17 protein-coding genes are annotated in these 24,004 nt (G+C 56.8%); 11 read left to right on the top strand and 6 right to left on the bottom strand.

Translation table 11 applies throughout. The annotated features are described in order from the left end of the window. Entirely contained in the window at window positions 1-1,161 is a 1,161-nt protein-coding gene (gene hemW, locus ABEA92_RS27540; RefSeq protein ID WP_345688403.1) for a radical SAM family heme chaperone HemW, read from the top strand. Between the two features lie 283 nt (window positions 1,162-1,444). Here hemW and ABEA92_RS27535 read toward each other — a convergent pair whose 3' ends face one another. Together ABEA92_RS27535 and ABEA92_RS27530 are read right to left on the bottom strand one after the other, a co-directional pair. Continuing rightward, window positions 1,445-2,323, bottom strand: coding sequence for a cysteine peptidase family C39 domain-containing protein (locus tag ABEA92_RS27535; RefSeq protein WP_345688401.1), 879 nt, complete (start codon window positions 2,321-2,323; stop codon window positions 1,445-1,447). Between the two features lie 288 nt (window positions 2,324-2,611). Then, window positions 2,612-3,028, bottom strand: a complete 417-nt coding sequence (locus ABEA92_RS27530) for a hypothetical protein (RefSeq protein WP_345688400.1) — start codon at window positions 3,026-3,028, stop codon at window positions 2,612-2,614. A gap of 567 nt (window positions 3,029-3,595) precedes the next feature. Between ABEA92_RS27530 and ABEA92_RS27525 the strand changes: the two genes are divergently transcribed. Continuing rightward, on the top strand, window positions 3,596-4,909 hold the full coding sequence (locus tag ABEA92_RS27525; RefSeq protein WP_345688398.1) for an amidohydrolase family protein: 1,314 nt from the start codon (window positions 3,596-3,598) through the stop codon (window positions 4,907-4,909). Here ABEA92_RS27525 and ABEA92_RS27520 read toward each other — a convergent pair. Then, complete coding sequence (locus tag ABEA92_RS27520) at window positions 4,876-5,433, bottom strand: hypothetical protein (RefSeq protein WP_345688396.1); 558 nt, start codon at window positions 5,431-5,433, stop codon at window positions 4,876-4,878. The two genes, ABEA92_RS27525 and ABEA92_RS27520, sit on opposite strands and share 34 nt — an antisense overlap. A gap of 107 nt (window positions 5,434-5,540) precedes the next feature. Continuing rightward, complete coding sequence (locus tag ABEA92_RS27515; protein WP_345688394.1) at window positions 5,541-6,578, bottom strand: aldo/keto reductase; 1,038 nt, start codon at window positions 6,576-6,578, stop codon at window positions 5,541-5,543. 387 nt (window positions 6,579-6,965) lie between these two features. On the opposite strand from ABEA92_RS27515, the gene ABEA92_RS27510 reads away from it, so the two are divergent. Both ABEA92_RS27510 and ABEA92_RS27505 read left to right on the top strand, forming a co-directional pair. Further along, on the top strand, window positions 6,966-7,820 hold the full coding sequence (locus tag ABEA92_RS27510) for an alpha/beta hydrolase (protein ID WP_345688457.1): 855 nt from the start codon (window positions 6,966-6,968) through the stop codon (window positions 7,818-7,820). Between the two features lie 99 nt (window positions 7,821-7,919). Then, a complete protein-coding gene (locus ABEA92_RS27505; protein WP_345688392.1) occupies window positions 7,920-9,092 on the top strand; it encodes a 3-dehydroquinate synthase in 1,173 nt (390 codons plus the stop codon). Between the two features lie 598 nt (window positions 9,093-9,690). On the opposite strand, the gene ABEA92_RS27500 is transcribed toward ABEA92_RS27505, so the two are convergent. Further along, window positions 9,691-10,116, bottom strand: a complete 426-nt coding sequence (locus ABEA92_RS27500; RefSeq protein WP_345688390.1) for an endonuclease domain-containing protein — start codon at window positions 10,114-10,116, stop codon at window positions 9,691-9,693. 1,124 nt (window positions 10,117-11,240) lie between these two features. On the opposite strand from ABEA92_RS27500, the gene ABEA92_RS27495 reads away from it, so the two are divergent. Both ABEA92_RS27495 and ABEA92_RS27490 read left to right on the top strand, forming a co-directional pair. After that, window positions 11,241-12,677 (top strand): BamA/OMP85 family outer membrane protein, encoded by a 1,437-nt coding sequence (locus tag ABEA92_RS27495; protein ID WP_345688388.1) that lies wholly within the window; start codon window positions 11,241-11,243, stop codon window positions 12,675-12,677. Further along, on the top strand, window positions 12,667-14,463 hold the full coding sequence (locus tag ABEA92_RS27490) for a BamA/OMP85 family outer membrane protein (protein WP_345688386.1): 1,797 nt from the start codon (window positions 12,667-12,669) through the stop codon (window positions 14,461-14,463). Before ABEA92_RS27495 ends, ABEA92_RS27490 begins: the two co-directional genes overlap by 11 nt. Window positions 14,464-14,926: 463 nt before the next feature. On the opposite strand, the gene ABEA92_RS27485 is transcribed toward ABEA92_RS27490, so the two are convergent. After that, complete coding sequence (locus tag ABEA92_RS27485; protein ID WP_345688384.1) at window positions 14,927-15,613, bottom strand: HAD family hydrolase; 687 nt, start codon at window positions 15,611-15,613, stop codon at window positions 14,927-14,929. Between the two features lie 666 nt (window positions 15,614-16,279). On the opposite strand from ABEA92_RS27485, the gene ubiE reads away from it, so the two are divergent. The 5 genes from ubiE to ABEA92_RS27460 all read left to right on the top strand — a co-directional run bounded on the left by ubiE (window position 16,280) and on the right by ABEA92_RS27460 (window position 23,441). Next, window positions 16,280-17,086 (top strand): bifunctional demethylmenaquinone methyltransferase/2-methoxy-6-polyprenyl-1,4-benzoquinol methylase UbiE, encoded by an 807-nt coding sequence (ubiE, locus tag ABEA92_RS27480; RefSeq protein ID WP_345688382.1) that lies wholly within the window; start codon window positions 16,280-16,282, stop codon window positions 17,084-17,086. A 104-nt stretch (window positions 17,087-17,190) separates the two neighbouring features. Beyond that, a complete protein-coding gene (locus ABEA92_RS27475) occupies window positions 17,191-17,805 on the top strand; it encodes a UbiX family flavin prenyltransferase (RefSeq protein ID WP_345688455.1) in 615 nt (204 codons plus the stop codon). Beyond that, window positions 17,802-18,710, top strand: coding sequence for a UbiA-like polyprenyltransferase (locus tag ABEA92_RS27470; RefSeq protein ID WP_345688380.1), 909 nt, complete (start codon window positions 17,802-17,804; stop codon window positions 18,708-18,710). The genes ABEA92_RS27475 and ABEA92_RS27470 overlap by 4 nt, the downstream gene beginning before the upstream one ends. Before the next feature lie 103 nt (window positions 18,711-18,813). Beyond that, complete coding sequence (mqnE, locus tag ABEA92_RS27465) at window positions 18,814-19,971, top strand: aminofutalosine synthase MqnE (RefSeq protein WP_345688378.1); 1,158 nt, start codon at window positions 18,814-18,816, stop codon at window positions 19,969-19,971. A gap of 623 nt (window positions 19,972-20,594) precedes the next feature. Continuing rightward, on the top strand, window positions 20,595-23,441 hold the full coding sequence (locus ABEA92_RS27460) for an O-antigen ligase family protein (protein WP_345688376.1): 2,847 nt from the start codon (window positions 20,595-20,597) through the stop codon (window positions 23,439-23,441). Window positions 23,442-24,004 lie beyond the last annotated feature (563 nt).

Raw genomic sequence — 24,004 nt, 5'->3', positions numbered from 1 at the left:
ATGCAGTCTGTTTCGCATCCACCTTCGGATTGGACTTGGCCGACACCTCGATCGGCCTACGTCCACGTTCCGTTTTGTCGACATCGCTGTGGCTATTGCAACTTTTCCGTAATCGCGGACCGGGACGATTTGGTCCAGCCATTTTTGTCGGCGATTGATCAAGAACTCGCACAGCTTGATCGACCTTCGATTGACACGCTGTTTCTAGGCGGAGGCACTCCGACGCACCTAAGTGTCACTCAGTTAGAGTGGCTACTAAAACAAATCGAATTGCGATTTTGCCTTACCGACCAAGCCGAGCGAAGTGTCGAAGCCAACCCCGAAGACATCGACGAAGATAAACTACGCGTGCTGGCCGATCACGGAATCAACCGGATCAGTCTCGGGGTGCAGTCCTTTACGCCATCGAAACTAAAATTATTGGAGCGCAGCCACACTGCATCACAAGCCGCCGCGGCGATCGAATTGGCGGCAAAATGGATTGGCAACGTTTCGATTGATTTGATTTTCGCCGCGCCGCAGGAAACCGTTTCCCAATGGCAGTCGGATTTGCAAACCGCACTCGATTTGCCAATCCATCATCTTTCGACCTACGCGTTAACGTTCGAGAAGGGAACGGCGTTTTGGACCGCAAAACGCGCCGGACGACTCGACGCAGTGGACGAGGCGAGCGAGGTTGTGATGTATCAAACCACGCGTGAACGTTCGGCCGTTGAAGGACTGAGGCACTACGAGATCTCTAACTTTGCACGTGACGGCTTTCGTTGTCGCCACAACCTTGCCTACTGGCAAGGCCGAGGCTGGTACGCCGCCGGCCCTGGTGCCGCACGTTTTGTTGGCGGACGTCGCGAAGTCAATCATCGCAGCACCACCACGTACCTGAAGCGAATGCAGCAAAACGAATCCCCGGTTGCCGAATCCGACGCGATCACCCCACTGCAATATGCACGCGAACGCGCCGCGTTTGGCATCCGTCTGATTGACGGCATCGACATCGCCGAACTCGCTCATGAAACCCAGATCGACTTACACCGCGAATGCGGCGACGCGATCGAAAAATCGATCGCGCAAGGCCTGCTGCAGCGACAGGGCAATCACATCCGTCTGAGCGAACAAGGAATCCTGTTTGCCGACTCGGTCGCATCCGAGCTACTCGGCTAAGCCGCTGCGGAATAGCGGATCCGGCAAAGCCATTTCACCTCCCCGAAACTTGTTTTGGGGAGGTCCGAGCGAGCAAAGCAAACTCTGCGTGGGGCCTCTGTGTATCCAAAATGGAGAGTGTGCAAGTTCAGCTTTACCTCCTCACTCCTCACTCCTCACTCCTCACTCCTCACTCCTCACTCCGTGTCTCCGTGTCTCCGTGTCTCCGTGTCTCCGTGTCTCCGTGTCTCCGTGTCTCCGTGTCTCCGTGTCTCCCCCTCTCGCTCCCCCCTCTCGCTTCTGCTCACTCGCGAAAACGAATCGCATTACCATGCCACAACACTTCTAGATCGGCGCGGGTCCAGATCTCTGCGCCGACGGAGGGGTCGGCAACAACAAACCCGCCTCGCGAATTTTTTCCCAAGATCACCACACTGTGACCGAGTCCGGGAATCCAGCCCCATTGGTCGGCATAGCGTGGATCATTGACTCCGGAAATCGGCAGTTCGACCATGATCAACACCGGCCAACGGTTATCGGACTCGAGCTGATCCAGAGTGAGCGTCAATGCTTGGACGTCTCGGTGATGACGATTTGCCATCCACTTCACTCCGCGAAACAAACCGAGCGTCGGAGTGCCGCTGTAGTCAGTCAAACACAGCGGGATCAGCTCCTTCTCACTCGCTTCGATCCCGCCAGCCCGCAGGAACGTGGCTGCCGCGCAGGGGCTGCATGTCGCCCAGGATGTCTGTAGCGTGATGCCGCGAAAAACCTCGTCGCCCCCTTCAGGCGGCGGCCGCAGCCAAACACCGACAAACGGCCACAGCACCGTCGCAACCGATGCAAAACCAAGCGACATGGCCAGCAGCGATTGACGCCAATGAGGCGTGTTGGGCAATCGATACACCATCCCTGCTGCCATCGCGGCGAGCAGCGGCGTGAAGTTTGACCAAACGATCACAGCGGAGTGATCGATCCACTTGGCCCAATAGAGTCGCCCTGCCGAATAAAACAGAAACGCAAACATGCCCGTGACCACGATGGCCAACATCAACACCACCCCTTGGCCTTGGTGATCCGTGTCGGTGTTCTTTCGTCGTGGTGCAAACGCAACCGCCGAGAAAATGCCGACCGCCAATGACAGGCTCATCATGATCAGAATCGCCTGAAACAGATCGTCCATAAAATCAATTGAACCGCAACGGGGAACCGAACCAACGGTTGCCGAGGCAACCGAGCGCTGGGTCAAACGTGGCAACGCAGGGTGATTCGAAAGGGGGCGATGAAATTCACCTCCCGATCATAGCGAGTGCAAACACGATTGCGTAGCACCGACAATGGGCTTCACAACAACCGAGAGAGCATTCACATGCCGTTGGCGATGACGAAAGCACCGCAATGGAGTCGCGGCGTCAAAACAGCGTCTTAACGCATTTAGATTAAGGTCAATCGCCCACCACCGGCGAACCACTTAATCGAGCAACCGCTTGCAGTTCATTCTCAAATTTTCGACCACTTCGATACAGTTGCGAGAGAGACGATGAATTTCGTGTGAATTTTCTTCTTTGAGTGCGGTCATCAGCTCGCTGATCATCAATCCGCACCCTCGCTCGTCAAAGGTGACCACCAAGCCTTTCAAAGCATGCGAGTCGCGATGGGCTTCGCTAAAATCACCCGACGCGATTGCACTTTGCAGCCCCTGGACCAAAGGCGGAACATCATCGACCAAGATCGCAGCGAGTTCGCGTAACAAGTCCTCATCGCCGCCGAGTCGCCCGAGCGCCTCAGCGAAAACGGAGGATTGGCACGGATTCAGCTGCGCAGAATTTTTACTGCGACGACCGCCTGCGGATGTTTGCTTTTGAACCATATTGGATCGAACTTTCACGAAAGTTTCCCCTATCAAATCCACTCGACCGGCGGTCTCCGCCCACGGTCGACTCCTTTCGCAACGGCACGGTACGAACCGTCCGACTGCAGCCTTGGATCACGTTCGAAATCCAAGAGGCGACTCGTCCCACGCCGGTCCCCCCACGCGTTTCGCCAACGTCGATGGCCCAACGTCCGTATCATTAAATGAGAGTTCATTGCATAACCGTCTCATCGCTGAACGTGATCGCTTCCCTTGGGAACGTTGCGCACTCATGTGGCTGCGGTGCGATGCGCGACGCCGAACCCGAAAATGCAGATACTGACCCGCCGCCCACCACGATTCATTCTGTGACGAGTCCAGAAACAGCATATCCCGTTCCATTCCCGGTGATTGGACCGCTTGACAACCTCAAACCCGATGGCAAATCCAGAGGAATCCCAAGGCTTGCGTCGGGACGAAATCGGCGATCATGCACTTGAAAAATCGCGGGTAAAAGACGACTTTGAGCCTTAGGATTCACCCCAGATTCGGCGGACGGTCGGCCAAATTGCACGACGATCAAACAACCCCTTGGCGAACGGAATGACCACACTTACCGGACGATTGCTTGTTGCGGATCCCCACCGACGACAGATTACGCTGCGATCAGGCTCGATTCGCATCCACGGAGAGCAAATCGTGAATGTCGACTTTGATGACGATCCCGGCAGTGAACTTATCAGCGAAAATGAGCGAGGCCAAAACGAGCTTGGCGAGGCCCACGCTGGGACCAGTCCCGCGAATCGATCCCGCCCCCTTCGTCCTGGCGAGCGGGTGATCGCCCCCGGCTTCATCGACGCCCATCTGCACTTGTCTCAGTTTGGCATCATCGGCGCCCATGGGATGCCGCTGCTGAAGTGGCTGGACCAGGTCACATTTCCAGCCGAGCGTGCCTGGCAAGACGTCGACTTTGCTCGCAGCACGACTCGCTCGGTTCTCAACCAATTGCTGTCGTTCGGAACGACCAGCTTCTGTGGCTACACGACGGTCCATCACGAATCGACCATGGCGGCGTTAGAGCTAGCGACGCAGATGGGTTTCCGAGGAATGATCGGGCAAGTGTTGATGGATCGCAACGCGCCGCAGGACCTCTGCGGTGAAACCAACCAATTGATTGACCAGGCGGCCAAGACGCTCCAAAGTTTTCCACCGAATGCAGAAATGGAAGCCGCCGTGACGCCGCGATTTGCGATCACGTGTTCGCCGCCGCTATTGGAGTCCGCTGGTGCATTGGCGGCCCAGCAACACGCGGCAGTTCAAACTCATTTGGCGGAAACCCAACACGAATGCGCTCGTGTGGCGGAACTGTTTGATTCCGCTCGTTATGTCGACGTTTATCAGCAAGCTGGACTGTTGACGCCGCGAACGATCCTGGGGCACGCCGTGCACTTGGATGCAACCGATCATCAAACATTGGCGAAGCACGATTCGATTGTCGCTCATTGCCCAACCGCCAATCAGTTCCTTGGCTCAGGGCGAATGAATCGAAAACCTCTTGCTGAGGCAAACGTCGACGTGGTGCTGGGCAGTGATATTGGTGCCGGTTTTAATCGCAGCATGGTCTGCGTGGCACGGGCAGCGATCGAAACCGCCGCATCGCTGGGCAACCCGCCGCCTACGGCTGCGTCAGCCTGGCATGACATCACCGCCGGAGCCGCCGACGCACTAGGCTGGGACAACGTTGGCCAGCTCTGCGAGGGACACCGCGCTGATGTGGTGGTGATCGAGCCCGACTTTGCCATTCAAATGCAAGGAGACGATTCGATCATCGATCCCTTGTCGCAGCTGATGTTCGCTTGGGATGATCGCTGGATCAAACAGACTTACCTGCGAGGCCAATCGGCTTGGGGCGGATAGCCGGAACGATGACGGTGAGAGTCATGGGGATTGGTTCGATGGCCGCCAACGCCGTCATTGCCAACGCCATCGCGTCCTGTTCCGTAATTTCGCGGTCCTGGCGGTCCCCATCCGCTTCCGCCAAACCCATTGCCGCCAGCACCACTGAACGCACCGGGGCCGTATCCGTATGGCGTGATATTCAGCCCGGCAAAAGGGGCTCCCCAAGCAGCGTAGGGAACACTGTAGGGACGAAACGGTAATTGCCATTCACCATAGGGACGGACCGGATCACCCCAAGTTTCGACGCGATGGTAGTTGTCCGAGGATTGGGCATAGTTCAAACGACTACGCACGTGCGTGTAGCCGCTGGTCCTAAAATTCGCGACCTCGGGAACCGCAGGCGTCGCCATGGGCTGGAATTGGTCGACCCGCTGCGACGTCACCGGATCGTGCGAAAATTTGCCCGGCAGCGTCAACCAATCGGCTGCACCACATTGGCTCGCAATCACGAGATTCGCTAGGACCATGATGACGTTCTTCATGAACGCCAAAATAGTTCACGTTTTTGCAATGCGAGATAAAAAAGCGAACCTGACAAAGGAATTTTTGTAATTGCCTCGTCCTACAACGCTTTTTGGCCGCCCAATCGTTACAACCGTCGCAATCCGTCTTCGGTCATGGGGTTGGGGATCTCGGCGTCAACTTGATCAATGCGCGCCAACGTTTCGCTGTCCAACACTAAATCGCGTGCCGCCAACGATTCCAGCAACTGTTCGGTGCTGGTCGCGCCGATGATGGTCGAAGCGACAAAGTCATGCTGGCGGCTCCACGCGACGGCCATCGCGGTGACCGTCGTGCCAATCGACTCAGCGATCTCTTCCATCCGCCGAGTGGTTTCGATCGTGCGTTCGTTGACAAACCGCTCCGCCATTTTTCGTTGCCGCTGTTCGCCGTTGAGCAGGTAATCGGTAAAGCGGGCCCCCGGTGGAGGCGAGACGTTGTACTTGCCGGTCAACACACCCCCGCCGAGCGGCGAATACGGCAGCAGACTCATTTTCTCGTTTCGCAGCACCTGCGCCAGCTCACTTTCGCAGCGGCGATTGATCAAACTGAAGTTATTTTGCACGGTTTCGTAGCGATCGAGCCCTTGAACGTCGGCGGTCCACAAACTTTTCATCACGCCCCAGCTCGTTTCGTTGCTGCAACCGATAACGCGGACCTTGCCCGCATCACGCAGCTCAGTCAGCGCCCCCAAGACCTCTTCGTAAGGCAGCCCATGATCCGGCCAATGGATTTGATACAGATCGATGTAGTCGGTCCCCAAACGGCGAAGCGATGCATCGCATGCTCGTAAAATCTGGTGCCGGTCGATCGACGTTTTGCCGTGACGAACCGGGGGACAGAACCATCCGTGGGCCGGCCCGGTGACTTTGGTGGCCACCACCACCGATTCACGCGGTTTGTTTTTTAACCAGCGACCAAAAATCTGTTCGGTCACCCCAATCGTGTCTTTGTTGGGGGGCACCGGATAGATCTCGGCCGCATCAAAAAAGTCGATGCCCGAATCGAACGCCAAGTCACAGATCGCATGACTGCATTTTTCGTCACATTGGTTACCAAAGGTCATCGTTCCCATGCAAATATTGCTAACAACGACACCGCTACTTCCTAAACGCTTCTTTTGCATCACGATCAGTTCAAAGTGGAATGAAAGAGAGGGTGAATTTTGATGTTCGCGCGAATACGCCCTCGAGCAACGGCCGGCATCCGCGTTTCGAAGCGACGGCTCACATGGCTGTGGATGGTTGCCACGCAAATACGCATCACAGCTTCAATTGAAGGGTGCTGCCAGAAAATGCTTCACAGCGTTGCCCGCGGCGGACGACACAGGTGGAATGTCCTTTTCATGCCAAGCCCACGCGAAAAAACGGTTCTGAGCTGCTAAAATAGCAACAGACGTCTCGGCGTCCCTCCCCCCAACGATCCCTCCTTTGCCTTTCGAGTCTGACTTATGCGTTCGTTACAGGCCCTCGCCGCTACGGCGGCCTATTTAATCGCCCCCTGCGTTTTGGCCATGGCAATCGGTTCCCAGCCAGCGTCTGCCGAGGACTACCAACACGGCCCCGATTCGCAACCCAATGACGCGGTCCCTCATGGCAAAGTGACTCAGCATGTCTGGGATTCAAGCAAGGTGTTCGAAGGCACACGGCGACGCTACAGCGTGTATGTGCCCGCCCAATACGATGGCAAAACCCCTGCTGCGTTGATGGTTTTCCAAGACGGCCACGCCTTTGAAGGAACCAAGGGAGATTTCCGAGTCCCAGTCGTTTTCGACAATTTGATCGCCAAAGGAGACATGCCGGTCACGATCGCCGTGATGATCGATCCTGGTCACAAAGGCGAACTTCCGGAAAAACGTGGCTGGAGTCCCCGGCCTAGCAACCGCAGTTTCGAATACGACACGGTCAGCAACGATTACGCCGAATTCCTATTGACTGAAATTCTTCCCGAAATGGAAAAAGACTACCGAATTTCGAAGAATCCCAAAATGCGAGCCATCTGCGGCAACAGCTCCGGCGGCATCTGCGCCTTCAGCGTCGCTTGGCATCGTCCCGACCAATTCCAGAAAGTCCTCAGCCACATCGGCAGCTTCGTCGACCTTCGCGGCGGTCACAATTATCCGCCCATGATTCGTAAAGCGGACAAAAAGCCGATTCGTGTATTCCTACAAGATGGCGAGAACGATCTCGATAACCAATTCGGAAACTGGCCTTTGGCTAATCGTCAAATGGCCAAGGCGTTGGCGTTCAAAGATTACGACTACAAACTGGTTTTTGGCACCGAGGCGCACAACGGAAAACATGGCGGAGCGATTTTCCCTGATTCGCTGCGTTGGCTATGGCGAGATTGGAAAGAGGAAACGTATTAGTATTGAAATAGGACACCGGTTCTTTTCCGCACCGAAAGTTCTGCCCTCGATGATGTCCACCGCGTGCAATTCGCAAAAGCAACCCCTTCAAAGATATCCATGCTGAATCGTCTCTCCAATTCGACCGACGTTGCCTTCACCGCCACCTTCGTTCATCGGTTGCGGGTGACGGACGACGTTGCAGGCGACGATTTCTCGGTATTGGTCGATTTACTGGACGGCGGAGACAACGGTCGTGCTCGAGTGTTGTTGATCGCGGAACGATCGGTAGCCGAATCGAGCGACCGTGTAACCCAGATCCAATCACAGCTCCGCAGCGAAGAATCGATCGAGTTGACGTGCCCCACCATCTTGGTCGAGGGGGGTGAACCGATCAAAAACACGCAAACGGCGGTGGAAGAGATTTTGCAACGGATTCATGACCTGAATCTTGACCGCCGCAGCTACGTGATCGCCATCGGTGGCGGTGCCATGTTGGACGCGGTGGGCTATGCCGCCGCGATTGCCCATCGCGGGATCCGATTGGTGCGGTTGCCTACCACCACACTTGCGCAGGCCGATTCGGGCGTGGGGGTCAAAAACGCAATCAACTATTTTGACAAAAAGAATTGGATCGGAACCTTTGCCGTTCCTTGGGCCGTCGTCAACGACTCGGCATTATTGGAAACGTTACCCGACCGAGAATTCTGTAGCGGATTGAGCGAAGCGGTGAAGGTTTCGCTGTTGAAGGATGCAGACGAATTCCACTGGTTGGCCGAACATGCGTCGCAGATTTCCGGACGAGATCCCGAGTTGTCGCGGCGAGCGATCCACCGTTCTTGCGTGCTGCATATGCAGCATATTACCGAAGGCGGTGATCCGTTCGAGATGCTCGAAGCTCGCCCGTTGGACTTTGGCCACTGGTCGGCCCATAAGTTGGAGACGCTATCACGCTATCAAATACGTCACGGCGAAGCGGTCGCAATCGGAGTGGCGATCGATTGCTTGTATTCCTCGATCAGATTTGGATTGCCTCGCCAGGATGCGGAGATGGCGGTGCAATGCTTGCATGATCTAGGAATTCAACTTTGGCATCCCTGTTTAGAGCCCGTTGATCGATTGATGCAAGGCCTCGAGGAATTCCGCCAGCATCTGGGCGGCCGATTGACGATCACGATGCTTCGCGGGATAGGCGACCCGATCAACGTGCACGAGATCGACGCCCTCGCCATGAAGACCGCGATCGAGCGACTCGGCAGCATCGCCAAGGCCAAAGCGATCCCCGCGAACTAAAAGCCGTGCCGCCAGCCCCAATTCACCCTCCCTCCGGGAGGGTCGACCGCTGAAAGCGGTCGGGGAGGGTGGTGAAACCATGCTTGCACCATCCACTTCTAACACAACGAGCCCCACCCAGAGCCGGCTACCGCCGACTCTGACCTCCCCCAAGGGGAGGTAAAACCAATTCACCCTCCCTCCGGGAGGGTCGGCCGCTGAAAGCGGTCGGGGAGGGTGGTGAAACCACGCTTGCACAATCCACTTCTAACACAACGAACCCCACGCAGAGCCGGCTACCGCCGACTCTGACCTCCCCAAAGGGGAGGTAAAATCTTTCACCCTCCCTCCGGGAGGGTCGACCGCTGAAAGCGGTCGGGGAGGGTGGTGAAACCATGCTTGCACCATCCACTTCTAACACAACGAGCCCCACCCAGAGCCGGCTACCGCCGACTCTGACCTCCCCAAAGGGGAGGTGAAATCGATTCACCCTCCCTCCGGGAGGGGCGGCCGCACGATGCGGCCGGGGAGGGCTAGATACCTTAAACGTGCACGCTCCACCACACCTCCGCTCCACTATCAAACAACACGAACCACCAAACACGACGAACATTAAAATTCACCGTTTCGGGTTCCTCAGTCCGGGACTATTTTCGCTTCTATTTCCGGAGCGACTTCGTGTTCGCTTGTGAAACAAATACGTGATCCCCAGTTCTCTTGCGATCGCTCGCAATACCGACTCGGCGTCCTCCAACACGTCTTCGTTTTGGAAACAGATCACCTTCCAACCTAACGCCTCTAAATATCGTTGCCGTTTCAAATCGCCTTCGGCAATCTGGTCGTGATACTCCCCATCGAGTTCCACGTCGAGATGGTGACTGAGGCAAGCAATGTCCAGTAAATAGGGGTCGACCGGATGTTGGCGGCGAAACTTCAAACCGCAGAGTTGTTTTGAGCGAAGCAAGCTCCACAGAAGCCCTTCCGCTCGCGTCTGCGAGTTGCGAAGCGCCCGTGCGCGGGCGATGCGATCACGACCAGAAGCCATCGTAAGAGTCCCAATTAGAAGTGGGATCGTCGCTCCGACGAATCAGAATCGCCGTCGCTGCCAACTGGATCTTACCGCTCGCAGCGCGCATCACAAAACAATTGCCACCAGGAACCCCAAAATCTTCACCCTCCCTCTTGGAGAATCGGCCGCTGCTGGCGCTCGGGAAGGACTGGTGAAACCATGTTTGCACCATCCATTTCTAACACAACGAGCCCCACCCAGAGCCGGCTACCGCCGACTCTAACCTCCCCACAGGGGGAGGTAAAATCTTTCACCCTCCCTCCGGGAGGGTCGACCGCTGAAAGCGGTCGGGGAGGGCTGGTGAAACCACGCTTGCACCATCCACTTCTAACACCACGAACCCCACCCAGAGCCGGCTACCGCCGACTCTGACCTCCCCAAAGGGGAGGTAAAATCAACCTCACCCTCCCTCCGGGAGGGTCGACCGCGAAGCGGTCGGGGAGGGTGGTGAAACCACGCTTGCACCATCCACCACTAACACAACGAGCCCCACCCAGAGCCGGCTACCGCCGACTCTGACCTCCCCAAAGGGGAGGTGAAATCAACTTCACCCTCCCTCCGGGAGGGTCGACCGCGAAGCGGTCGGGGAGGGTGGTGAAACCACGCTTGAACAATCCACGACTAACACAACGCCCCCCACCCAGAGCCGGCTACCGCCGACTCTGACCTCCCCAAAAGGGAGGTAAAATCTTTCACCCTCCCTCCGGGAGGGTCGACCGCTGAAAGCGGTCGGGGAGGGTGGTGAAACCATGCTTGCACCATCCATTTCTAACACACCGACCCCCGCCCAGAGCTGGCTACCGCCGACTCTGACCTCCCCAAAGGGGAGGTAAAATTAACTTCACCCTCCCTCCGGGAGGGGCACCTGCGGAAAGCAGCCTGAATGGGCATTCGCCGAAAAAACCGGTGGAATTAGTTTCAAATCTGCCTTGTCGTGAGAGCGTCTGCGTTGGTAGTTACCAACATTGATACCGCAAATAGGTGGCAGATCGTCGATTCAACGATGCTTTCGCCGCTTTCTTTGCGACCGAATTCAAGGATGAATCGGTTTTCCCTTTGCAGGGATACCTCACTGTAAGATACGACGGACTACGAACCGAATGACTGCTCGAACGACTCGACGCGCTCTTTGCTGTAGTGCCGCCCAATCGGTTTCGCTAACCGTGCTGATCATCGTTGCGTTTTCGCCGACGTTGGCCACTGCGCAGATGGGTGGCGGAGGCGGTTTCGGAGGCGGCCAAGGCGGCGCAAGTGCTCCCGGGCCCGATACACGTCCCAAATTTCGTGATCATGTTCGCAGCCGTGATGGGCTGGCGATCCATCGCGAAAAAGGGGACGCGATCGTGTTGGATGTCACCGTGCGTGGCAACAAAGCGATCGGCACCCACTTGATCATGCAAAAGATCGAAACGCGAAAAGATCGCTTCTACGACTACGAAACCGTGCTCGGTGACGTGCGACGTCTAAACGACATGGGCTCGTTTGATCATGTCACCTTCAAATTGGATGAACGCCCCGAAGGCGTCGCGGTCACCTATTTCGTGCACGAGCGGCCGGTGATCACCAAAGTGGTCTTTCACGGCCACCGAGCGTTTAATAACCGCGAACTTCGCAATCGTGCTGGCGTCCAAGCCAACGATCCGCTGAGCGAATTTTCTGTCGAATCCGCTCGCCGCCGCCTAATCGATTACTACCTCGAAGAAGGTTTCAATCAAGTTGCCGTCGATGCACAGATCGGCTTTGGCACCGATCCAGGCGTCGTGATTTTCCGCATGAATGAAGGTCCCAAAGAACGGATTGCCGACATCACGATCAAAGGCAATACGATTGTCAACGAAGCCCGATTGAAAAAAATCATCGCCAGCCGTGGACCAACGGCCGGCGTCTTGTCGTACATCGGTAACACCGCCAACCTCGCCAAAATTGACAATGACGTCAACGTGTTGGCGTCTTACTACCACAACCTCGGTTTCTTGACCGCCACGGTTGGTCGACGACTGCACTATGACGAATCCGGCAAATGGTTGTACGTCACCTTTGTGGTCAACGAAGGGCCTCGGTTCAAAGTCAACGATGTGAAGATCGTGGGCAACCAATTCATTACCGAAGAATCGCTTCGCAAACGATTGGAACTAAAAGCCGGTGACATGTTTGATGGCACGCTGATGCGTCGCGATATCGGCGAGATCACCTATGGCTATGGCGAACTTGGGTTTATCTATGCTGAAGTCGAACCGAAAACCGTGATGCGAGACGAAGCCAACACGGTCGACTTGGTATACGAAGTGACCGAAGGTGACATTTGGAAAGTCGGCCGCATCTTGGTCAACATCGAAGGCGAACCGCACCTGATGCGTGAGTCGACGATGCTGAACATGGTCGATCTTCGCGAAGGAGACATCATTGACCGTCGCTCGCTAGAACTAAATCGCCGTCGCATTGAACGCAGTCAATTGCTAGAAACCAATCCTCAAATCGCCGACGCCCCCGACATCAAGGTCGTTCCGACCGATCGTGAGGTCGACGATGTCTACTAAGTTTCAACAGTTCTCTTCCGATGAAGTCGTCCGCATGATGCACACGATTGAAACAACAGCACGACCCATTGCGTGCTTGATCGGTGTCGTCGCGTTTGCGACGTCATTCACCGGTTGCAACCAACTCGCGACGCAATCACCTTTCGCCGCCAATCCGCTCGCATCCCACTCAGCGGCGGATTCAGCATCGCCTCATTCAGCATCGCCCCATGCTGCGGTGAATCGTTCGGCGGTGAATCATCCTGCGACGACTTCGACTTCGGCGTCCCCATCGGCCGCTGCAACACAACTTGCGTCCACACCAGCATCGCCAGCCACCAGCGAGCTGGTTCCAGGCCCAGGCGACAGTGATCGATACGTCGCTCGGCAATACCCCAGCACACCACCCTACACACCGCCATCCAGCGGATACACCGCACCCAACAACTACCAACCTCCTAGCAGCTATTCGGCTCCGCCGTCGTTGTCGGCTCCCTCGCAGACCTACAACGGTGGCAGTGCATACGGGGCGCCCGCGACGACGTCGCCGGCGACTCCCTACACTGCCCCCGCCTATCCCGATACGACTTTTGCGCCACCATCGAACACCTTTCCCGGCGCTGGGTATCCAGACAGCGGCACGTTGTTACCGTATGGGGCCGACCCGTACGCGAGTGCTCCGTCGAGTGTGCCGATGCCGACGGTTCGCGAAGCGGACTTGATCATCAACGGATTTCCGGCACGAACCGGACGAATCATGCTTGGAGGTGCAGTCAACAGCGACGCTGGCGTGACAGGACAAATCACCGTCGATGAACGCAACTTCGACATCATGCGGTGGCCTCGTTCGTTTCAAGACTTGTTTAGCGGCACTGCGTTCCGAGGCGCCGGACAAACGTTTCGTATCGAAGCCGCCCCAGGTAGCGATTACGACCGTTACACCATCAACTTTGCCGACCCCAACTTGTTCGGTTACAAACCGGTCAGCATGTCGGTCAGTGGGTTCTTGGTCGACCGCAGTTTTAATGACTGGGACGAAGAACGTCTCGGCGGGCGTTTGAGTTTCGGCTACCGCATCACACCGGACCTCTCGATTTCGCTTGGCATCAGTGGCCAGAGCGTCGAGGTCACCAACCCCAGCGTACGTGGCGTGGCGCCGCTGGAAGCCGTTTTAAGTGACAACGTCGGACGCAACGAATTGTATTCGGGCTCGCTATCGTTAAAACATGACACTCGCGACAGTCCGATTCAATCGAGTCAAGGACACTATTTCGAATTCAGTTTTGAAGAAGCCTTTGGTGACTTTGATTACGCTCGTATCGAAACCGAATATCGCAAGTACTGGTTGATCGCGCAGCGGGCCGACGGCAGCGGCAAGCAAACGCTGTCGTACTCGAACCAGCTTGGTTTCAGTGGCGAAAACACACCGCTATTCGAAAACTTCTTCGCAGGCGGCTACGCCACGATGCGAGGTTTTGATTTCCGTGGTGCAAGTCCGGTCATTGCCAGTGCCAATGGGAATGTCGAAGTCGGAGGCCGGTTCAAGTTCTTGAACACCGTCGAGTACATGTTCCCAATCACCGCCGACGACGCGTTCAAAGGCGTCGCCTTTGTCGACTTTGGAACGGTCGAATCGGACGTCGAACTGCACAGCGATTCGTTCCGGGTCGCACCCGGTATGGGACTTCGCGTCGCGATTCCGATGCTCGGCCCCGCCCCCTTGGCATTCGACTTTGCCTACCCCGTCAGCAAGGCCCCGACGGACGACACGCAGGTCTTCAGCTTCTACATGAGCCTGATCCGCTAGCCGCAAAGCAGGGGAAGGCAAAACAAACTTCACCCTCCCTGCGGGAGGGTCGACCGCAAAGCGGTCGGGGAGGGTGGTAAAACCACGCTTGCACGATCCACTTCTAACACTCCGAGCCCCACCCAGAGCCGGCTACCGCCGACTCTGACCTCCCCATAGGGGAGGTAAAATCTTTCACCCTCCCTCTGGGAGGGTCGACCGCTGAAAGCGGGCGGGGAGGGTGGTGAAACCATGCTTGCACGATCCACTTCTAACACCCCGAGCCCCACCCAGAGCCGGCTACCGCCGACTCTGACCTCCCCAAAGGGGAGGTAAAATCAATTCACCCTCCCTCCGGGAGGGTCGACCGCTGAAAGCGGGCGGGGAGGGTGGTGAAACCACGCTTGCACGATCCACCGCCAACACAACGCCCCCCGCCAGCGAGCCGGCTAACGCTGACACAAACCTTCTTTTCTCTGCGAAATCAATCGCCAGCTTCCCCGACCAAGACCGGCAATAATTTCACTAAGTCGGACAAATCGTCAACGACCAAGAGCGGGTTCTCCAACTCAAGCATTTCACGAGAGTAACCGCCCGTGCAAACTGCGACCACAGTGGCTCCGATCGCATGCCCGCAACGAATATCGGCCGGAGTATCGCCGATCACCATGATTCGCTCACACGCCTGCTCGCCCGCCTCGCTACGAATCACTTCCCGGGCCCGACGAGCCAAATCGTCGCGATGCACGTCACGATCGCCGCCGACAATCCAGCGAACGTAGTGCCGCAGACCAAAATGATCCAGTTTGTGATGTGCCGTCTCGACCAGATTGCCTGTCATCACGCTAACGCAGACTCGTGCATCCTTCGCCAATCGTTCCAACAACTCGACGACGCCCGGCAGCACCGTACCGCCTCGCTGCTGTAACATCTGCGGTAGTAGCGAGATATAACGATTCTGCAACCGTTCTCGATTGGACTCGGTAGGCTCTAAACCGTTCAAAACCAGCAACTCATCCAAAATTCCTCGGTCGGTTCGTCCCGCATAATGCACGTCCGCGGTGGCGCCGGGCAAATCGAATTCCTGCTGAAGTGCAATTTCCAATGCTCCTTGCCCGCCGCGGTTCGTTAGCAACAGCGTTCCGTCGATATCGAATAGCAGGGTTCGCATCAGACTGAGATTCCATAGCTTTTTCGAGGAAACCGGGTTTAGCAATGTTATACCAGCGCATCCTTCGACGGTCTTTCTAGCATGGAAACTCAACATTCACCCTCCCTCCGGGAGGGCCGGCCGCGCGAAGCGGGCGGGGAGGGTTAGAAACCTTGAACTTGCACGATCCACTCCTAACACAACGAGCCCCACCCAGAGCCGGCTACCGCCGACTCTGACCTCCCCAAAGGGGAGGTGAATTCCAACTCACCCTCCCTCCGGGAGGGTCGGCCGCGAAGCGGGCGGGGAGGGTGGTGAAACCATGCTTGCACCGTCCATTTCTAACACATCGACCCCCACCCAGAGCCGGCTACCGCCGGCTCTGACCTCCCCATAGGGGAGGTGAAACAAACCCACCCTCCCTCCCGGAGGGTCGGCCGCACGATGCGGCCGGGGATGGCTAGGAACCTTGAACTTGCACGAGCCATTTCTAACACTACGAGCCCCACCCAGAGCCGGCTACCGCCAACTCTGACCTCCCCATAGGGGAGGTGAAGCACGCGAACGGCTTGGAAAGCCGAGCGACAATCGTTGACCGCCTGCCTGAATCCGGTCGGGCTTCACCGTTTCGGTGCTGAAGATTAACTTAACGACACCTTCCTTCAAACGAAAACCGCTGGACTATCGATGGTCGTCACCGAACACGAAACACCTCCCACCGAAAATTCGGACGCTGTGCCCCCGCTGGTCGACAAAAGCGGCTCGCGGGTGCGGGAGATGTTTCGTCAAATCGCACCTCGCTATGACGCGATGAATCACCTGCTGTCGCTCAGCATTGACCGCTATTGGCGGTGGCGAACCGTGCGAATTTTGAAACTCAATTCGGCTGCCCCCGTGCTGGACACCTGTACCGGCACCGGCGATCTTGCCCTCGCAATCGCCAAGAAGGCTCCGAAAAACGTCCGAGTCGTTGGCAGCGATTTCTGCCACGCGATGCTCGAGATCGCGATTCGCAAGCGCCGCCCAGGAACGAGTAGCGAATCGATCGAGTTTATCGAGGCCGATTCACAATCGCTACCGTTTCCCGATGACCACTTCCAATGTGTTACGGTTGCCTTCGGACTTCGCAACGTCACCGATACCGATCAAGGCCTTCGTGAGATGACTCGCGTCTGTACTCCAGGCGGCCAAGTCGTGGTGTTGGAGTTTTCGCAGCCGCGGATGATCGGGCTGCGGCAAGCCTACGGATTCTACTTTCGCAACGTGCTGCCTCGGATCGGACAACTGTTCGCTCGCAACGATAAATCGGCCTACAAGTATCTGCCGGAGTCGGTCGGCCAATTCCCTGATGGACAAGCCCTCGCCGAACGCATGATGGCCGCCGGATTGACCGAGGTGAAGTTCACTCCGATGACATTTGGTGTCGCCACGATTTACCAAGGCACCAAACCCTACCAAGGCACCAGGCCGCCGGAAGCGGAGTCAACCGAGTGAGCGAAACGTTTGCGGGCGAAACGACATCGAGCGACACGGCAGCGAATTCGGATCAAGATCCAGTGAATCGAGATCCGAAGAATCGCAGCCCCGTGGTGCTGGCGATGACTGGCGCGAGTGGTGCCATCTATGGCGTCCGCTTGTTGCAAATCCTCGCACACTCTGGTTACGAAGTGCACGTCACGATCAGCCCCAGTGGTGCGGCGGTGATCAAACAGGAACTCGGCGTGACCGTCGACATTCAAGATGCTGATGTCGCGGAACTGCTGACGCTTTCCCCAGCTTGGTCCAGCGCGGTGATCGAGGCAACCGACGCCAACATGCTTTCGCGAATCCATTACCACCGTTACGACGACTATTTCACTCCGATCGCCAGCGGATCGTTTCGCACCCGAGCGATGGTGGTGTGTCCATGCAGCGGCAGCACGCTCAGCGGGATCGCTCGCGCGGCCGGGTCGAATTTGATCCAGCGTGCGGCAGAGGTGCATTTGAAAGAACATCGAAAACTGGTCCTTGTACCGCGAGAAACACCGCTCAGTGTATTGCAACTGGAAAACATGCACCGCTTGGCCGCAGCCGGCGCGGTGATCTTGCCCGCGATGCCCGGTTGGTACCACGGCGTCAAGTCGCTGGATTCGTTGGTCGATTTCATCGTCAGCCGTATCATGGACCAAATCGGAGCCGACAACGCGTTGATCCAGCGGTGGGGAGAATCATGAACATCTCACATTGGTTCGGACTGATTCGATTCAGCCACACCGTGTTCGCGTTGCCGTTTGCCGCGTTGGCAACCGTGATGGCGTTTTCGATGCCGCTCGCTTCGGGCGAACTCCCATCGTTTCGCTGGCGAGACATTGTGGGGATTTTGCTGTGCATGGTGTTTGCTCGTAGCGCCGCGATGGCCTTCAACCGACTGGTCGATCACAACATCGATGCACGAAACCCCCGCACTGAAAATCGCCATTTGCCTGCGGGAGTGTTGACTCGCAGCAGCGTGTGGGCGTTTACGATCGCCTGCTCGATAGGCTTTGTCGCGTCTACCGCGTTGTTTTTGCCCAATCGTTTGCCGCTGTATGCGTCGATTCCGGTCCTGATGTTCTTGTGCGGATACAGTCTAGCTAAACGCTTCACCGCCGCCGCTCATCTTTGGCTCGGCGTTGCGCTCAGCCTTTCCCCGATTTGTGCTTGGGTCGCGATCCGCGGTGGCGAAGTGACCTCCAGCCCCAGCGACTTGCTCGCCCCGCTAATTCTTGCCGCCGCAGTAGCCGCTTGGGTTGCCGGATTCGACATCATCTATGCATGCCAAGATGCCGCGTTTGATGCAGAGGCGGGGCTGCACAGCATCCCGGCAAAATTTGGAATTGCGGGCGCGTTGAAAATGGCGGCCGCGTTCCATGTCTTGATGCTCGGGCTGCTCTGTTTGCTGCCTACTTTTGCGCAAAACACCGGACTCGGAAGCGTGTTCGGAGGCGTTTTGGCCATCGTAGCCGTGATGGTGTTATGGCAACACTGGCTCGTCCGACCTGATGATTTGAATCGGGTCAATCAAGCATTTTTCAACACCAATGCCGCCATCAGTTTAACGTTACTCGTCGCCGGAACACTCGATTGCATCTGGCTTTAATTGGGATCGGCTTCCAGCGTGTCGTTCATCCCGTTCCTGTTGCGAAAGTCAAAATGACCTTCGCACTCCCACAAACCTTACTTCCTTCACAATACTTCCACGCATGATCACTCAAGAACGCGAAGCACGATTTCGAGAAATCCGCGACAAAGTCGAAGCGGAAGAGCGACTGACGCTTGATGACGGCATTTTTCTGTACGATCCCCAAGTCTCGCTCGGGGCCGTAGGCGAACTGGCCAACTTGGTTCGCGAACGCAAAAACGGGAACGTCGGCTACTTCAACATCAACACGCATCTAAACCCCACCAACGTGTGCGTGTATCGATGTCGGTTCTGTGCGTTTCGCAGCGATTTGCGAGACCCCAAAGGGTACGTGATGAGCGATGAACAGATCCTGCAGCGGGGCCAGGAAGCGACCGAAAACGGTTGTACCGAAATGCACATCGTTGGCGGACTGCACCACCAAAAACCGTACGAGTGGTATCGTCATCTGATCGAATTGCTGCACGACCATTACCCGCAAATCCACCTGAAGGGCTGGACGGCGGTGGAGATCAATTGGTTTGAATTCCAGACCAAGAAATCAGTCCGCTGGGTTCTAGAGGACTTGCGAGACGCGGGACTGGGCAGCATGCCCGGTGGCGGTGCCGAGATTTTTCATCCCGAGGTGCGTGATCAATTGTGCGAACACAAGGCAAACACACATGCTTGGTTGGACATCCACCGCACAGCGCACCAGATCGGCCTACGCACCAATTGCACCATGCTGTACGGACACGTGGAAAAGGCCTATCACCGCATCGATCACTTGATCCGGTTGCGAGACTTGCAAGACGAAACAGGCGGTTTCCAAGTTTTCATTCCGCTAGCATTTCATCCTGAAAATACGAAATTGTCGGACATCAAAAAGCCATCGGCGATCATGGATTTGCGAACGATGGCGATCAGTCGACTGATGTTGGACAACATCCAACACATCAAGGCGTACTGGATCATGCTGGGGGTCGAAACCGCCCAAACCGCACTGGCCTACGGGGCCGACGATATCGACGGCACCGTTCGTCACGAATTGATCTACCACGACGCCGGTGCAACCACACCACAATGCTTGTCCGTGGACAAGATCCGTGACTTGATCAGCGAAGCGGGCAGAGATCCGGTCGAACGAGACACGATCTATCGACAAGTCCACCGCGACCCGAACGACTACACCAAGTGGACTCCCGGCGAATCGGTGGAACAGCTCGCAGTGGGTAGCTAGAGGGAAGGCTCGAGACACGGAGACACGGAGACACGGAGTGAGGAGTGAGGAGTGAGGAGATGACGAGGCCGGTCACCGGATCTTCAGCGGGGATGCTCCATTTTGATGACGCCCGGCCCCATTAACGCCTTGCTGCGGACTATCGAACGTCATTACGCGATCGACGGACCGCACCTCAATTCCCTTCACGGCACTTCCTAGGTAAAAATCGCTCTCCCCAGTGGGAACCAAACGTCGGCCCCCACATCAAAATCGAGATGGCAATTGCGTCATCGCCGACAGATAGAACCTTCTATTTTTTTTTAGTCCGTCGGCAAATGAGGGCGCCGAGCACGGGGGAATGCTAGGGTTAGGTGGGGCAGAAGACTCGTCTCAGACAAAATCCGCGTTTTGTGTGGGTAAGATGAGCTAAAATACGCGTTCTTGTTGAGCCGCATGTCTAATCCCTAATCCAACGACACAATCATCGTCGTAGTGGCTCTTGTCAAAGCTGCATGCTGATATCAGCAGCAAGCTTGCCAAAAGCGTTCCACCGAATTTTCAGCAAGATCCGCTACGCCAGTGCATCCCTTGCCCCCGCCACTAAGGGGTCTCGAGAGGATACGCAGTCTCGAAATCCGTCTATGAAATCGATCGTCCCGCTACTAATTCAAATCTCGCTATGGGCGTCCGCCTGTATTCTGGCAGTGCTGCCATGCGCTGTCGCCATTGATTACGGCGGCATCCTGCCCTGGGCGCAATGGGCGGCCTCGGCTGCGGTTTTGCTAGCCGGGGTTTTGGCTTTACCCTCGATTTTGGATCGCGACACTCAAGGAGGCCCTCGCTTCCACTGGCTCGCCATCCTCCTACTTTGCTGGGCCGCGTACGGTTGGTTTCAAACGCTGCCGCTGCCTGGTTTCTTGACCAACCTGCTCAGCCCCGGATCGGCTGCCGCCTACACCACCTGGCTTGCACCTGTTTTGGGATCACAGGCCGAAACCTCGTCGATGCACCCGATCTCGATTGATCCGGCTGCATCGCGTCACGCTGTCGCGATGTTATTGGTTGTCGCAACCCTCGCCTGGACCTCCGCCTCGGTCTTCCAGAACCGCAGGCGTTTAGTGTTGTTGATGGCTGGGCTCGCTGCCGGCGCCGCCGTGCACGCAGCCTTGGGCATATTTCATCTCGTCAGCCCCGAGACCGACCTGCTTGGCATGAATGCGATTGATCGCGGATCTCATTTTGCCGCATTCGTCAATCGCAACAATGCGGCGTTGCTGATGAATATCGGCGTCGGTGCCAGCATGGGAGTGCTCGCTTGGCGATTATCCGCTTTGATCGGCACCGAAGTGGATGATGAAAATTTCGAAGTCAACGACCTGATCTCATTAGCCAGCGATCGAGACTCTAGTATCGCCTTGATCAGCTTGGTACTGTGCACCGCTGCATTGCTTGTTTGTGGATCTCGAGGCGGATTGGTCAGTGCGATCATCGGATTCACGCTTGCGCTCGGATGGATCCGGGCTCGCCGCGGCACCGCTAGCATCCCGGTCATCATTGCCGTGCTGGCGATCGCTGTCGCCCTGTTGATCGTCCCGTTCAATCTTGATCTGACGTCGTTGGATCGCATGGAGCTGCTGTCCGATCGCGATGATTCGACACTGCTCAATGATGGGCGAATACCGCTTTGGACTGACGCCATGGCGGCAGCAACCACCTACCTGCCGGCCGGCAGCGGATTGGGTACGTTCGCCGATGCGCATCTAACCCATCTCGAAAAAAGCAGCGACGGATGGGCGCACCATGCTGACAATTTGTGGTTAGAAATGTTTACCGAGCAAGGCATTCCCGGACTGCTATTCGTCGCGGTTATGATCGTCGGTATCATCCGCTCGCTAAACAAACTAAACGACTCACCGGATGCCGTCGACCATGGACTGCGAGTCGCCGGTTGGTACATTCTAGGCTCGCTGACCGTTTCGCAATTTTTCGACATGGGATTGATCATCCCCGCCAACCTGATTGCCTGTGCGATCTTCTTGCCCGTCGCGTCGACACGAGGTTACCTCGTTGCACCGAGATCCCGCGACGCTGATTTCGTGCGAGGTGAATTCGACCCGTACGATGATTCGGACGAGTACTTTGATGTCGACGACGCCAGCGATACCGCAGATGAAGCGGCCGATGACATCGCAACCGAACAAGATGTCTCGAGCGATCTCGATCGATCCGACGACGATGCAGTCCAGATCGAACCGGCACCAATTGAACCAGTGACGGTGTCTCGCAAGTCACGAATCCGTTTCCAAACCAAGAAAACGCTTTCTCCTTCGATCGCCATAGCCGTGATCGCCGTACTTCCAAGCGTTTGGGCGCTCAGTGTATTGCAAACGGATGCCAATGCGGACGCCGTCGTTCGCCGCACCAAAGCACTGCTTGCACAACGAGGAACCGCCCCCGCACAGCTCGAAACGCTGATCTCACCGCTTGAGAACCTTGCCCAACAAACGGAATCGCCCGCAGTCTATCGAGCTCTCAGCGACTTGCATTTCCAACTCGCTCGTTACGACGAAGTGGTGCAAGCGAACCCGAAAACTGCGGAGCAGCTTCGCGAACTGTATTTGCAAACCGCCCCAGCGGTCCGGCGTTTAAAATGGCATGCTCAAAACAAACCGGTCACCGCGCATACGACGAACCACCGTTTGCCAGAGGACGCAACAGACGACGACACGTCAAACAATGATGCATCCGAGATCGCGTCGGTGACAAATTCATCGCTGTCACGTCATTACATCACGGCATTAAAAAACGCCGAAGCCGAGCTTTCCGTCCGCCCGCTGTCGCGTGAAGCCCGTACGTCCAGCTTGTATTTGGATTTCGTCTACACCGATCAAGACCGCACGCGAGCGATCCTGCAGCAGCTTAGCAAGCTGTACGGCACGTACTCCGCCGCATTACAACAACTCGCCAAACTTTCGCTCGACAGTCACGAACCCGAGCTTGGAGTGACCTATTTGCGAAAACTACTAGAGCGGCAACCCAATCAAACCCCGTTCGCGCTCAAGTTGCTTGAGTCCTACCCCGAAATCTCGATTGCTAGTGTCGTGCCACCCAACACGGCCAATTACCGTGCCGCTGCGGCATACCTGATCACACGTCCTGATCCTGACCAGGAGTTGTTGTCCCAAGCGTTTGCCGGGCTCGCCTGCGGCGAAAGCGAAACGATTGCCGAACGCGCCCGTTGTGAAGAACTGTATGCCGACACGGCCTATGTCTTGGGGCGATACGATGACGCATTCGCGTCGTATCAAAAAGCGACCGAGCTGAATTCGACCAATGCGAACCTACAGCTGAAGCACATCAACCGACTGAGAGAGCAGGACCGCATCGACGACGCCCGGGTTCTGGCGAGAAAAGCACGCGAGCGTTTCCCCGATGACCGTCGCTTCGACGCCGTCATCCAACAAATGGCCCAGCAACAGCTCCGCTAGGCGGTCAAATCGGAAGTGCTTCGCAATTCAAGCCGCATTAGCAATGCGTGCAAAGCCAATTCACCCTCCCTCCGGGAGGGTCGACCGCTGGAAGCGGTCGGGGAGGGTGGTGAAACCATGCTTGCACCATCCACTTCTAACCCCCCGAGCCCCACCCAGAGCCGGCTCCCGCCGACTCTGACCTCCCCAAAGGGGAGGCAAATCCCAATTCACCCTCCCTCCGGGAGGGTCGACCGCTGAAAGCGGTCGGGGAGGGTGGTGAAACCACGCTTGCACCATCCATCCCTAACAGCCCCACCCAGAGCCGGCTCCCGCCGACTCTGACCTCCCCAAAAGGGAGGCAAATTCCAATTCACCCTCCCGCCGGGAGGGTCGACCGCCGAAAGCGGTCGGGGAGGGTGGTGAAACCACGCTTCCACCGTCCACTTCTAACACCACGAGCCCCACCCAGAGCCGGCTACCGCCGACTCTGACCTCCCCACAGGGGAGGTAAATTCCAATTCACCCTCCCTCCGGGAGGGTCGACCGCGAAGCGGTCGGGGAGGGTGGTGAAACCACGCTTG

The sequence above is a fragment of the Novipirellula caenicola genome (genome assembly GCF_039545035.1).
Taxonomy (GTDB): Bacteria; Planctomycetota; Planctomycetia; order Pirellulales; family Pirellulaceae; genus Novipirellula; species Novipirellula caenicola.
This window is presented reverse-complemented; position numbering and strand designations above follow the sequence as displayed.